The organism is uncultured Salinicola sp. (assembly GCF_937921195.1).
In the GTDB taxonomy this organism is placed as follows: domain Bacteria; phylum Pseudomonadota; class Gammaproteobacteria; order Pseudomonadales; family Halomonadaceae; genus Salinicola.
The window spans coordinates 1-12,487 of the sequence record NZ_CALFQK010000215.1; the positions used below are offsets into that span (position 1 = coordinate 1).

At 57.9% G+C, this 12,487-nt stretch carries 13 protein-coding genes; 9 read left to right on the forward strand and 4 right to left on the reverse strand.

Going from position 1 to position 12,487, the window contains the following annotated elements; all coding sequences use genetic code 11:
• Window positions 1–439 (forward strand): DMT family transporter (locus Q0602_RS25075; RefSeq protein WP_298848983.1); only part of this gene is annotated, 439 nt, incomplete at its 5' end.
• An 11-nt stretch (window positions 440–450) separates the two neighbouring features.
• Entirely contained in the window at window positions 451–741 is a 291-nt protein-coding gene (locus Q0602_RS25080; protein ID WP_298849033.1) for a GNAT family N-acetyltransferase, read from the forward strand.
• A gap of 70 nt (window positions 742–811) precedes the next feature.
• On the opposite strand, the gene Q0602_RS25085 is transcribed toward Q0602_RS25080, so the two are convergent.
• A complete protein-coding gene (locus tag Q0602_RS25085; protein ID WP_298848985.1) occupies window positions 812–1,534 on the reverse strand; it encodes a cation transporter in 723 nt (240 codons plus the stop codon).
• Window positions 1,535–1,599: 65 nt separating this feature from the next.
• Here Q0602_RS25085 and Q0602_RS25090 point away from each other — a divergent pair, with 65 nt between their 5' ends.
• The 5 genes from Q0602_RS25090 (at window position 1,600) to Q0602_RS25110 (ending at window position 7,528) form a co-directional block, all read left to right on the forward strand.
• Window positions 1,600–1,998 carry a helix-turn-helix domain-containing protein gene (locus Q0602_RS25090; protein ID WP_298848987.1) on the forward strand — a complete coding sequence of 133 codons (399 nt, stop codon included), beginning with the start codon at window positions 1,600–1,602 and terminating at the stop codon, window positions 1,996–1,998.
• A 463-nt stretch (window positions 1,999–2,461) separates the two neighbouring features.
• A complete protein-coding gene (locus Q0602_RS25095; protein ID WP_298848989.1) occupies window positions 2,462–3,748 on the forward strand; it encodes an SIR2 family protein in 1,287 nt (428 codons plus the stop codon).
• On the forward strand, window positions 3,738–5,783 hold the full coding sequence (locus tag Q0602_RS25100; RefSeq protein ID WP_298848990.1) for a DUF87 domain-containing protein: 2,046 nt from the start codon (window positions 3,738–3,740) through the stop codon (window positions 5,781–5,783). The genes Q0602_RS25095 and Q0602_RS25100 overlap by 11 nt, the downstream gene beginning before the upstream one ends.
• 454 nt (window positions 5,784–6,237) lie before the next feature.
• Window positions 6,238–6,681 carry a hypothetical protein gene (locus Q0602_RS25105; RefSeq protein ID WP_298848992.1) on the forward strand — a complete coding sequence of 148 codons (444 nt, stop codon included), beginning with the start codon at window positions 6,238–6,240 and terminating at the stop codon, window positions 6,679–6,681.
• Between the two features lie 103 nt (window positions 6,682–6,784).
• Window positions 6,785–7,528, forward strand: a complete 744-nt coding sequence (locus tag Q0602_RS25110) for a sulfite exporter TauE/SafE family protein (protein WP_298848994.1) — start codon at window positions 6,785–6,787, stop codon at window positions 7,526–7,528.
• Window positions 7,529–7,711: 183 nt separating this feature from the next.
• On the opposite strand, the gene ycaC is transcribed toward Q0602_RS25110, so the two are convergent.
• The gene (gene ycaC / locus Q0602_RS25115; RefSeq protein ID WP_149433615.1) at window positions 7,712–8,335 is read right to left on the reverse strand and encodes an isochorismate family cysteine hydrolase YcaC; all 624 of its coding nucleotides are present in this window, start codon (window positions 8,333–8,335) and stop codon (window positions 7,712–7,714) included.
• Window positions 8,336–8,423: 88 nt separating this feature from the next.
• A complete protein-coding gene (locus Q0602_RS25120) occupies window positions 8,424–9,290 on the reverse strand; it encodes a pirin family protein (protein WP_298848996.1) in 867 nt (288 codons plus the stop codon).
• A 132-nt stretch (window positions 9,291–9,422) separates the two neighbouring features.
• Between Q0602_RS25120 and Q0602_RS25125 the strand changes: the two genes are divergently transcribed.
• A complete protein-coding gene (locus Q0602_RS25125) occupies window positions 9,423–10,373 on the forward strand; it encodes a LysR substrate-binding domain-containing protein (protein WP_298848998.1) in 951 nt (316 codons plus the stop codon).
• Between the two features lie 12 nt (window positions 10,374–10,385).
• Here Q0602_RS25125 and Q0602_RS25130 read toward each other — a convergent pair whose 3' ends face one another.
• Window positions 10,386–11,228, reverse strand: a complete 843-nt coding sequence (locus tag Q0602_RS25130; protein ID WP_298849000.1) for an alpha/beta hydrolase — start codon at window positions 11,226–11,228, stop codon at window positions 10,386–10,388.
• A gap of 148 nt (window positions 11,229–11,376) precedes the next feature.
• Between Q0602_RS25130 and Q0602_RS25135 the strand changes: the two genes are divergently transcribed.
• A complete protein-coding gene (locus Q0602_RS25135; protein ID WP_298849002.1) occupies window positions 11,377–12,246 on the forward strand; it encodes a LysR family transcriptional regulator in 870 nt (289 codons plus the stop codon).
• Window positions 12,247–12,487: the final 241 nt, after the last annotated feature.

Below are 12,487 nucleotides of genomic sequence, written 5' to 3' on the forward strand. Positions count from 1 at the left end.
GAATGCTGGTGCCATGTTGGTGGGGGATGTCTTCGGTCTGCTGGCGGGCATGAGTTGGGCGGCCACGACGTTGGTGCTACGGCGTACTTCACTCTCGGAGGCGCCGCCGCTGCAGACCCAGGGTTATCAACTGCTGACCGCAGGCGTGCTGTTGTTGCCGGTGGCGCTGTTCAGCGGCGATCTTGCGGCGATACGATTCAGTTGGATCGCCGTTACCAGCCTAGCCTTCCAGACGCTGGTGATCTCCTGCGCGGCGCTGTTGCTGTGGTTCGCGCTACTGCGCCGGTACTGGGCATCGCAGCTGGGGGTATTCTCGTTTCTGTCGCCCATCTTCGGGGTGATGTTTGGCGCACTGCTGCTTGATGAACCGCTGACCGTCAGTTTCCTGGTCGGCGGAGCCATGCTGTTGGCCGGAATCGTCACTGTCTCACGCGGCTAAACCTCAACGACATCGTTCGCGGCGCGCTCCAGTCCGCGTATCGCGGTGACTACGCGCTCGGCCCGAACCAGGGCAAAGGGCTGATGAAGGAAGCGTTGAGCGCCGTGATCTCCCGCGCCTTTGGCGAACACGAGCTTCATCGGCTGGAGGCCAACATTCAGCCAGACAATGTGCGGTCGGCTGGCCTGGTCAAATCCCTGGGCTTTCGCTTGGAGGGGTATTCCCCGCGGTACCTGAAAATCGATGGGGAATGGAGAGATCACGAGCGCTATGCGATCACGTCGGAAGAGTGGGCTGCGTAGGCAGCCGCAGCCCGCGACTGGCCCAAAGACACCCGAACGTAGCCGCCGCCTGAGCGCGCCCTGTGGGCAGTCAAACCCTGGCGTCGGGTGACCGTGCACAACATGACGAACGGGACTTGCAGCAGGTCTCGTCATCCGACCTGTCAGGGGGAATCGAAGGCTTGTTTGCCTTGTCTGGATCCGTGTTTCGCCACGCCGCCCATGCCTCGGTCGAGACCTGCCAAGCTGAATGCAGGAAGAGCGCCGCAATGGCCAGACCGACTACCACATCGGGCCATACCGTGCCGGTCACGCCGACGGCTATTGCAGCCAGAACCACGCTGGTATTCGCGATGAGATCATTGCGCGAACAGAGCCAGGTCGAGCGCATGTTGAGATCCGCCGAGCGATAGCGCAGCAGCATGATGAAACAGACCGTGTTGGCGGCCAGCGCCAGCATACCCATGATCCCCATCGCGCCGGCCTCTGGCACGCTGCCGACCACGCTCTTGTGGATCGCCTCGGCAATGACCGCTAGACCGAATACGAACATGAACAGGCTTTTGACCAGCGCTGCGCCGGCTCGCGTTCGATCACTTCGGTTCAGCGCGTATAGCGTCAGCACGTAGACGGTGGCGTCGCCGAACATATCGAGCGAGTCTGCCAATAGCGCCGTAGACCCGATCAGCCAACCCGCCACGAACTCGATCACGAACATCGAGCCGTTGATACCAAGCACCCAGTACAACACCTTGGCCTGCGCGCCCCGCAATTGCGCCAGCTCGCCAGCCTTGTTCTCGCAGCAGGAATCCATGCCAGTGCCTCCTCGAATGATTGGCTGATAGCATGAAGGTTCTAGCCGCTATAGGGTCAAGCATCATGGAATCCCGGATAACCATCGGTCAGCTTGCCAAGGCCACCGACACCAAGGCGGTGACCATCCGTTATTACGAAAGCGCGGAGCTACTCTCGCCGGTGACCAGAACGGAGGGTGGCTATCGCCTCTACACGGATCGGGAGCGGGATCGCCTGATCTTCATAAAGCGCGCCCGTCATCTGGGGTTGAGCCTGGAAGACGTGAAATCGTTACTCGGGCTCGCCGATGACGAGAACGCACCGTGCGGGCAGGTCGACTCGATCATCCACGAGCAGCTGGAGCGAGTCAGGTCGAGGCTGAAGGATCTACAGCAACTGGAACGGGAACTCGACCGGCTCAAGCAATGCTGCCAGGCGGACACGGTGGCCGACTGCAAAATCATCGAGTCGCTCTCGCGGTGACAGCGGCGAATGGGTGGCCACGCCCCTGTGGCCACCATCCTGCCCTCATCTCGGCGTAACCTGCCGGCGCGCTGTCGACTCCCCGCCCCGCCTGCGCGCTAAATGGGTCGATTCTGATGCAGTGATGCGGGTTGCTGCGAGCCGCGCCAGCACTGGGGCGGTGGGGCGATTTGGGGCTCTAGAAAACGATGCGCAATGATGCACTTTGCTACCTACACGACCAAAGATGATGGGATGCCGATAGAGAAGTGAAACGGAATGTGGCAGATTGATACTAAAGGTATTCCATATAAGGCTGCAGTAAGCTTGAATTTACCGACTAATCAAAGAAGGTTATCCGTATTGCAGCATCATGAAGGCGAGAAGGAGAGCTCTTCTTCGAAAAAGTATCGTGGCCGTACCTCCTGAGCGAAAAAATGGAGTTTAGAGCATAACTGTTAACAAAATATTTGGAGGTAATGGCTTGATTAATTTTAGAAAAGGCAATAAAGACCAATTTTCCAAGCTTGATCCGGATGCGACGTTTGAAGAACGGGCCGTAGTGATTAGGCGTAATCTAGCCGAGGTGTTCGGGTCTAAGAATTTATCGTTTCTTATTGGTTCGGGATGCTCGTCATATGTTGAGGATGGCGAAGAGCTTGGGATTCCAACTATGGGGCCATTGGCGAGAGAGTTTCAGTCGAATTTCCCAACAGCTTTTGATTTCCCCGAAGATGATGCCTATATCACGTTTGAGCAGAAAAGCACTCTGAAAGAAAAGCTTGGAATCGATCTAGAACATCCAGACTTTCGAAAAAATATCGAACGAATGATGGAAGTTTTAATGACTGCGCATCAGTTTTGCACTGCCAGTGATAAAAAAGATGCTCAGAGTGCGCTTCCTGTTGTTGAAGCTGTTATCGCTGGGGTGAAGAAGTTTATCCTCAAGAAGTGTGCGGATGGCGAGTTTGCCCACGGCGACGAGACCGTGGTCTCACTTTACCGACGCTTCTATCTATCTCTTGCTACCCGTTCTCGTGGTCTTTCGCCGCCTTGGGTCTTTACAACGAATTACGACCTCTTTAATGAAAGGGCGATGGACCGGTCTAGTATTCCTTATTCAAACGGATTCTCTGGCACCGTCGAACGTCGATTTAATCCTTCTACATATCGAAGAGCGCTAGCTGAGCAGCTTGATATTTCATCGAAAAGATGGGCGGCGGTTGATGGTTATATCCACTTCTGTAAGCTTCATGGCTCTCTAAACTGGACAGAGGAGGAACGTGGGCTTTTCCCAATACGAGAGTCGGCCGAGAAGCTTGATCCTATTCAAGATCGCGTCATGATTTATCCAACGCCCTCAAAGCAAACGGCCAGTTTTGGTTCGCCTTACTCTGATATGTTTCGTGAGTTTCAACGTCAGATAGTCCAAGATCAGAGTGTTCTTCTTGCAATGGGGTTTAGTTTTGGAGATGAACACATAAATAATATTATATTTCAGGGTTTGACTCTGCCTAGTTTTAGACTAATAGTCTTTCTTAACCCTGATGATGGAAGCAATCGAGTGGTCGGAGAGCTAGCGTCGCTAGGCGATCCCAGGATCTGGTTTATTTGGGGTGAAGACGAGGAAACTGGCAAAAAAGCTCATTATTTTTGCAATTTGGTGCAAGATTTAATGCCGACCGGCGCTGACCAGAAAGAAGATAGAGCCATAGGTGAGGTTCTTAAGAAGTTGCTTTCGAAGCAGCAAGGTGATCATGATGTCGAGTAACGATGCTAGCCGAGCCATAGGTAAGATCGTTAGTGTTTCTGCTGATCGCTTGGTCGTTGAGCTACATAGGGGGAGCGACAATTTCACTGTTGTTGGCTTCGATGATGTGCACTACGTAGCGACCTTGGGCTCATGTCTAATAGTACCAACGCAATCTGAGTATGTAGTTTTGGAAGTCATTGGCCTTCGGGAAAAGGATTTGTCGACAGCGTATGAAACCGGACCGGAAATGAACAAGGCGACGGCAGCCAAGTTTCTCGATGTGGTGCCAGTCGGCTCGATGCCCGTCCAAGAGGGATTATTTAAGTTCGGGGTCTCAACCTTCCCGCCACTCTACGCTGACGCCCTCTATGCACGTGACGAGGATTTAGATCGCATCTTCAACGTAGATCAACTAGCTGAAGATGTGACGAAAGCTGATGCCCAAGGCGAGGAAAAGCGTGGCACGGTGCCCCATGTATTTGAGATTGGCACATCGGCTGTATTTAAGAACTATCCCGTTAAGGCGCAACTCGATGCCTTTTTCGGCGGACACGTCGCAGTACTAGGTAATACCGGAAGTGGAAAGTCATGTACCGTGGCATCAATTCTTCAGTCCGTGTTCATACGGGCTGAAGAATTTAAGGCCATTGGCGCTTCGTTTGTCATCCTTGATGTCAACGGTGAGTATCGAGCAGCATTTGAAAATATGCCATGGCATATTTACGCTAGTTATTTTAAAGCTACTAGAACCGCCGCCGAGGCAGAGGGGATTGAAGAAGGGTATTTAGGGGCTAGCTTAGTAGAACGCTTTCTTTTGCCACACTGGTTTATGACTGTGGATGAATGGGTTCTTTTGCTCAGAGCTAGTGAAAAAACACAACAGCCAGTACTAAAAGCTGCTCTCGGGCTTACTACTCTTTTCTGTGAAGGCTCAAGATCCAAAGAAATTTCCGAGACGAATGGCTCGCTAATCGATCTCCAGAATCATGTGTTGGCCAAGATTATTTTAGCTATTCTCCATGACGATTCTAGTATACCAAGTAAAGAGGGGCGCGTTCTTGCTGTTCTTCAGGTTTTTTCAACTTTAGAGATTTCAAGGCAAACTGTTAAGCGTGGATTGTACAATGATTTTGGCAAGTTCAAAGACGGGGATAAAATAAATAGTGCGGTCAACTATGAAGCTTTGCTAGAACTCCTAAATTCTCATGTCCAGGATGAACCGACGCTTCCCGCCTATGGTAACGTCCCATTCTCTTTCGAATACCTGCAGTCCGCGCTTGATTTGGCGATTTTGTATGAGGAGTCGAACGGCAATAAGCAAATAAGGGAGTATTGTTCGCAATTGGTGACGCGACTGAAATCCGTTTCTGATAACCCCGACTTCGAATTTCTTCGTACACCAGTTGGAGATATTGAGCAGCATTGTAGGGAATCCGGCTATTTTGTAGATCGTCTTCTGGGTATCGAACCCAGCGGAAAAGAGTATGTCAAAGAGCGCCAAATATGCATTATTGATTTAAATGATGCCTCAGACGAGATTGTTGAGCTCGTTTCTGCTGTTGTTTCAAGATTGATATTTGATCGTTTGCGCTACGCCATTCCTAGAAATAGGATGCCCGTTCATCTAGTGCTAGAAGAGGCCCATCGCTATATTTCTGAGCGTTCCAGTCGTTTTGCTATAGATGCTAGTGTCATTTTTCATCGAATTGCTAAAGAAGGTCGTAAATATGGCGCTTTCTTGATGGTGGCTTCGCAGAGACCAAGCGAACTCTCAAAAACGGTGCTCTCGCAGTGTAATAATTTTATAGTTCACCGAATTCAAAACCCTGATGACCTTTCTCAGATAAGACAAATGACGCCTTTTATATCGGAAACAGTTCTAAAGCGTCTTCCGTCTTTGCCCAAGCAACATGCTTTGATTTTTGGGAGTGCTGTTAAAATACCTACGACCTTTCGTGTCCGGGATGCTTGTCCTAAGCCCAATAGTGATGACACGCAGATACGGGATCTTTGGTATATTCCCGAAAATCCCAAGCTAGACTGGAGTTTATAAATTGTTCTAGTGCAACCTCCTTACAGCTTCGGACAAAATAATTTCCCTCCATGTGGGGAACACGCACAGACCGATAACGATCCTTCTCCACTGAGAGCGCCGCATTTGTAACCAGGGGGCCGCATGAAAGATCCGTTGGTTGGCTCATATCATCCTGTGAACCTCGGTTGATGTCGCAAACGGCCTCCTTTATGAGGGTGAGCGTGATCCTTTGGTTCACCCCTAGGGTATACTAGGAGGCATACCTTGCTGCATATCTTTCTAGTTAATCCATATAAATCATGTGCTTGATGCTATTTTATAGTCCTGCTTCGGGCTTCGTCTCTGCTTATGGCACAAGCCACCGGCTTATTAGTTATTCCTGCTGATACGGCACGTCCAGTAACACGAACCATTTTCTTCGCTCTATCTATCGACCAATACCCAATCCTGATCGAGGGATGGCGTCGCTAGAATGATCTCCTCCGATGAAGTAGACGCTATCGATATGAATGAGGCCATCACGCTAAGCGTTACCGTCGATCGTCCCTGGCGTTCGCTGTATGAGGCCTTCTGGCGCCCAGAGGCTTTTCCGGCCTGGGCATCCGGGCTGAGTCAGTCCGAGTGGGTCGAGCAGGCAGGTCGTTGGTTGGCGAAAGGGCCAGGGGGATCTGTCCTGATCCGCTTTACGGACCACAATCCATACGGCGTCATGGATCATTGGGTTGAGCTGGCGTCGGGCGACGTGGTCTATGTACCGTTGCGGGTAATCGCCAACGGTCCAGGGGCGGAGGTTCAGTTGACGCTCTTCCGGCAGCCCGGCATGGATGAGGCGACGTTCGAGCGGGACGCCGATTGGGTTCGCCAAGATCTGCTCGCGCTTAAAAGGCTGGCCGAAACAGCTATCTCGTCAGGCTAGCGTTGTCCGAAGGCTCGGCACTGGCAGGGCGGCCGGCTCCTGGAACGCGGCATACACTTTCTCTCTAACCGACCGCGCGAGCTCAGTCCCGTATGGATGCGTTGTGAATTTCGAAACGATCGCGATCATCGCCTTTGCCTACCTGGTGGCGGCCTTCGTCAAGGGTGCCACTGGCCTCGGCTTCTCGACCTCCGCGCTGCCCATCCTGGCGCTGGGCCTGGGTCTGAAGTCGGGGATGCCGCTGGTGATCATCCCCTCGCTGGTCAGCAATCTCATCGTGATGCGGCAGGCGGGGCACTTCGGCGAGACGCTGCGACGCTTCTGGCCGATGTTCCTGGCGACCGTTCCCGGCCTGCTGCTCGGTCTCGCCGTGCTGGATCTCATCGATAGTCTCGTGGCCGGGGCAATACTCGGCGTCGTGCTGATCGTCTACGGGGCGTTTACGCTGTTTCGCCCGGGGCGACCGCTATCGGATCGGTTGGGGCGCAAGCTGGCACCGGTCTCTGGGTTCCTGACGGGACTGGTGAACGGCACGACCGGATCGCAGGTGATGCCGATCCTGCCGTTCCTGCTGGCGCTACGGCTCGATCCGAAGCGGTTCATCCAGGCGATCAATATCTCCTTCACGCTGTCGAGCCTGATCATGGCGCTGGGGCTGGCGAAGCTCGGCCTGATGACGGCGGATTCGATCTGGATTTCGTTGGCGGGGCTGGTGCCGGTCTATCTCGGCACCCGGCTTGGCGGGGCCGTGCGTCAGCGGATGGACGCCGAGTTCTTCCGCAGGGTGGTTCTCATGATGCTGATCGTCTTCGGCGTGGTGCTGGTGGGCAAGACCGCGCTGGCGTAGTCGGAGCCGTGCGGGCCGGCGGGCGAATGTCCAGGGTCGAGCGCCAACGTGGCCTGTCGTCTCGTTCCCTGGCGTGTGAACTACCGAACCACGCTCGCGAGGCCTCCTGGGCGTGAAACCCACGCGCAAAAAGGCTGCCGCCGCCGAGTGTAGCGGCGGCGGCAGCGCGGTTGCGGTGCTCGGCTAGTTTTTCAGCGTCGCATCGCGGCTCTGGATCAGGTTCGAGTAGTGGGGCAGGTGATTGGCGAGAATGCCGCCGAAGCCCTCGATGTCGTTACGCCAGTCGCGATGCAGTTCGCCGGCGACCGAGAACCAGTTCATCAACTGCACGCCGGCCTGGGACATGCGATCCCACGCAGCGTCGCGCACGGTCGTATTGAAGGTGCCGGAGGCATCGGTTACGACGAACACCTCGTAGCCCGCTTCACGCGCGGCCAGGGCCGGGAAGGCGACGCAGACATCGGTGACCACGCCGGCGATCAGCAGCTGTTTCCTGCCGGTCTCCTTGACGGCCTGGACGAACTCTTCGTTGTCCCAGGCGTTGATCTGGCCGGGGCGGGCGATATAGGGCGCATCGGGAAACTTCGCCTTCAGTTCCGGCACCAGCGGGCCATTGGGGCCGTCCTCGAAGCTGGTGGTCAGGATCGTCGGCAGGTCGAAGAACTCGGCGATGTCGGCAAGCGCCATCACGTTGTTCTTGAACTCGTCGGGGCCGAAGTCGCGAACCAGCGATAGCAGTCCGGCCTGATGATCGATCATCAGCACGGTGACATCGTCCTTGTCGAGTCTCTGGTAGGAATAGGCCATCATCCATCTCCTTCTATTGTTGAAGAGGCGGGATATCGACGTCGATATCCCGCGGGTCGTCGGGCGTTGCCGAGAACGCCCGAATCCTTCACGCCGTGGTGCCGAACTCTCCGGCCTGGAACTGGCGCATCGAGTCTTCGATCTCCTCGCTCGTGTTCATGACGAACGGCCCGTAGCCAACGACCGGTTCGTCGATCGGTTCCCCGGTCAGCACCAGCAGCTTGGCGTCGTTGTTGGCCTCGACCGCGATCTCGCTGCCTTCCCGCGCGAACAGGGCGAGCTCGGCGTCCCGGGCGATCTTGGTGCCATTGAGCTGCACGGTGCCGCTGAGCACGACGATCATCGTGGTGTGGCCTTCCGGCACGCCGAGCGTGGTGAAGCCGCCCCGGTTCAGGCGCAGGTCCCAGACGTTGATGGGGCTGAACGTCCTTGCCGGGCCGCTCGCTCCGGCGTATTCCCCGGCGATCACCGCCAGATGCCCGGCGCCTTCGGCCAGTTCGAGACGGGGGATCTCGGCGGCCTTCAGCGACTGGTAAGCCGGGGGCGCCGATTTGTTCGCGGCCGCCAGGTTCACCCACAGCTGAACGACTTCGAAGCGCCCGCCGTGCTCGGTGAAGGCCGGGGAGTGGAACTCCTCGTGGACGATGCCGCTGCCCGCCGTCATCCACTGCACGTCCCCCGGGCCGATGATGCCGCCGTTGCCGGTGGAATCCCGGTGCTCGACTTCGCCGTCGTAGACGATGGTCACGGTCTCGAAGCCGCGATGGGGGTGCGCGCCGACGCCGCGTGGCTTGACCGCCGGGGTGAAATCTCTCGGCCCGGCGTAGTCGAGCATCAGAAACGGCGTGACGTGATGCGCCCCCAGGCGGTCGTAGGTGAACAGCGAGCGCACGGGGAAGCCGTTGCCGACCCAGTGGGCCCGAGGAGCGGAATAGATACCCGTGATCTCTTTCATTGTGATCTCCTTCGCCGGTCGTTCGGCGTCCCGTGATGAGGAAGTGCGTCGATGGGATGATTGTACGGGTGGGACGCCGACCCGATTAGCGGGGTAAAATCCAACGCAGCGTCTCATTCATGGAACGATCACATGCAGGATCTCAACGATCTCTACTACTTCGTCCAGGTGGTCGAGCACGGCGGCTTCGCGCCGGCGAGCCGGGCGATCGGGGTGCCGAAGTCCAAGCTGAGCCGGCGTGTGGCCGAGCTCGAGACCCGTATCGGTGTGCGCCTGATCCATCGCACGACGCGCAGCCTGGCCGTCACCGACCTCGGGCGGGCGTACTACGAGCACTGCGCTGCCATGGTGGTGGAGGCCGAGGCGGCCCAGGACACCATCGACCGCTCGATCGCCGAGCCCCAGGGGCTGGTACGGATGAGCTGCCCGCCGGGCCTGCTCTGCTTCATCGTGGGGGATCTGCTCACCGCGTTCATGGCGAGGCATCCGCTGGTCAGGGTCGAGCTGGAGGCCAGCGGCCGGCGGGTGGACGTGGTTCGGGAGGGGTTCGATCTGGCGATACGGGTGAGATTCCCGCCCATCGAGGACAGCGATCTCAGCCAGCGCCTGCTCTCGCGCAGCCCGCAGCGTCTGATGGCGTCGCCCGCGCTGTTCGAACGTTTCGCCCGGCCGCGTGTGCCGGGGGATCTCCACGGCTTGCCGTCGCTCGACTGGGAGCGTCCGGGCACGGGCCATACCTGGTGCCTTGAAGGGCCGGATGGGGTGAGTACGCTGATCGATCACCGCCCGCGCCTGGTGACCGATGACATGGTCACCCTGCGCCGCGCGGCCCTGGCGGGCCTGGGGGTCGTGCAGCTGCCGATGCTGGTGGCGGGGTCGGATATCGCCGAGGGGAGTCTGGTGGACGTTCTACCCGACTGGGTGCCGCGCGACGGCGTGGTCCAGGCGGTGTTCCCTTCGCGACGCGGTCTGTTGCCCGCCGTGCGTTCGCTGCTCGATTTTCTTGCCGACAGCTTTGGCCAGGAAGATGTCACCACGCAGCTTCAACCGCCGGTGCAACCTGGGCATGAAGCCGGACGCTGAGCCGTCTCGTCGTCAGCGCTTCAGGAACTCGATGACCAGGCGGGCGATCTCTTCCGGCCGATCCTCGGGCGAAAAGTGGCCGCACTCCTCGAGCACGCTGAGATCCGATCCCGGTATGTCGGCATGCAGGCGATAGGCGTAGTCGACACTCTGCCAGGCGTCGTCCGCGCCCCAGATCAGCTTGACCGGAATTCGCCCGAGCTCCGGCAGGCGGGCGGCGACCTCCAGGGTGTGTTTCGGGTCGTAGTGGCGTATCTGATGCTGGAACAGGCTGGCCTGGCCGATGGGCCCGCTGATGAAGTCGAGGTAGGTCTCGAGCGTGGATGACTCGAAACGCTGCGGGTCATGGACCGCGGTCAACAACCATTCCCTGAAATGCGCGCGGTGTTCGTCGTCGGGCACCTTGATCAGTCGCTCCAGCCCCGCGGCCATCTGCTGTCGGGTCCTGGGCGACGGATAGCTGTCGTAGCTGACGACATCGATCAGCGTCAGCGACTGCAACCGGCGTGGGTGAAATACGCCGAGGCGCTGGGCGATACCCCCGCCGAAATCGTGGGCCACGATGTGTGCCGTCTCCAGCCCCCAGTGGTCCATCAGGGCTTCCAGCACCGGGACCTGGGCCGAGATCGAGGTGTCGACCGAGGGATCCCGGGGGCGCTCGGAGTGACCGTAGCCCAGCAGGTCGAAGAGATGGACTCGATAGCCGGCCCCGACCAACTGAGGCACGACATTGCGCCAGATCAGGGAGGAGGAGGGCGTGCCGTGCAGCAGCACGATGGGCTCGCCCTCACCGTAGACGCCGTGGGCGATACGCTTGCCATCGATCAATACGTTGTCGGTCGCGATCGGATTCATGGTGTGGCTCCGCGTTGAGTGGGTATCGATGAGCTTGCGAAAGTTCCCCGCATGACACAAATGAGGTTTATGATGAAATCGATCTATTTTTGTCATGGCGTGGGTTGCGTCTTTGCGAACGCGAACCGAAGGGCGAGGAGTACGACGAATGAGTGCGAGGCTGGAGCTTGGCGCGCTGCAGGCGCTGGCAGCGATCGTGGAGACGGGCGGAATCACGCGGGCGGCACAGTCGCTGGCGCTGTCTCAGTCGGCGATCTCGCACAAGATCCGCCGGCTGGAAACCGCGCTCGGCTGTGAGCTGCTGACCCGGCGCAGCGGGGCGGGGCTGTTGACGCCGGAGGGCGAGAAACTGCTGGGCTATGCGCGGCGCATCCTGGCACTTCACGACGAGGCGCTCTCCTGCCTGGGGACGGAGCCGTTGCGAGGAAAGATTCGGCTCGGCGTGACCGAGGATACGACCAGCGGCGGCGTGGCCCGTATCCTCGGTCGGTTCGCCCGTCGGCATCCGGATGTCTCGGTGCGGACCCACGTCGGCCAGAGTCTCACCCTGGAGGGGCAGCTCGACCGTGGCGAGATCGACGTCGGCTTCATGCAGGTGTTCGAGCATCGTCAGCGAGTGTCCGATACCGTCGTCGCCAGGGAGCCGCTGCATTGGGTGAAGTCACGGGACTTCGATCTGGACATGAGCCGTTCGATACCGTTCGTCGCCTTCGACGACGACTGCTTCTACCGTCAGTGGGCGATGGAGGCGGGGCAGTCGCTCTCCCCGGGCCTGAATACCGTCATGACCTGTGCGAGCGTCGCCGGCGTGAAGTCGGCGGTACTCTCGGGGCTGGGCGTGACGCTGTTGAATCGCCGCCATGTGACGCCGGAGATGGAGGTGATGCAGGCACCGTTTCCCGAGCCGCCGCCGATCGTCTATCTCCTCCGGACCGGGCGACAGCGTCACTCGAGCGCGGTTCGTGGTCTGGTCGGCGCGATAACCGAGGAGGTGGAAACGCCCGCGGTGCCGGGGTGAGATCGTCATGGTTCCCGAGCCGGCGGCGGCCTGGCGGGGGAGGAGAGCCGCATCGGGATGGGCAGCAAAATGAAGACGTTAGGTCGAGATGACAAGATTTTCGCCTTCCGACCAACACACCTGTTGACTATCGGGCGATGAGGGCGCAGACTGGCGATCAGTTGGTTAGCAAGTCGCATATTGTCAGTTGCACTCGAATCATTCGGTAGCCTGGTTATATCCCCTTGTTTTACCCACTACA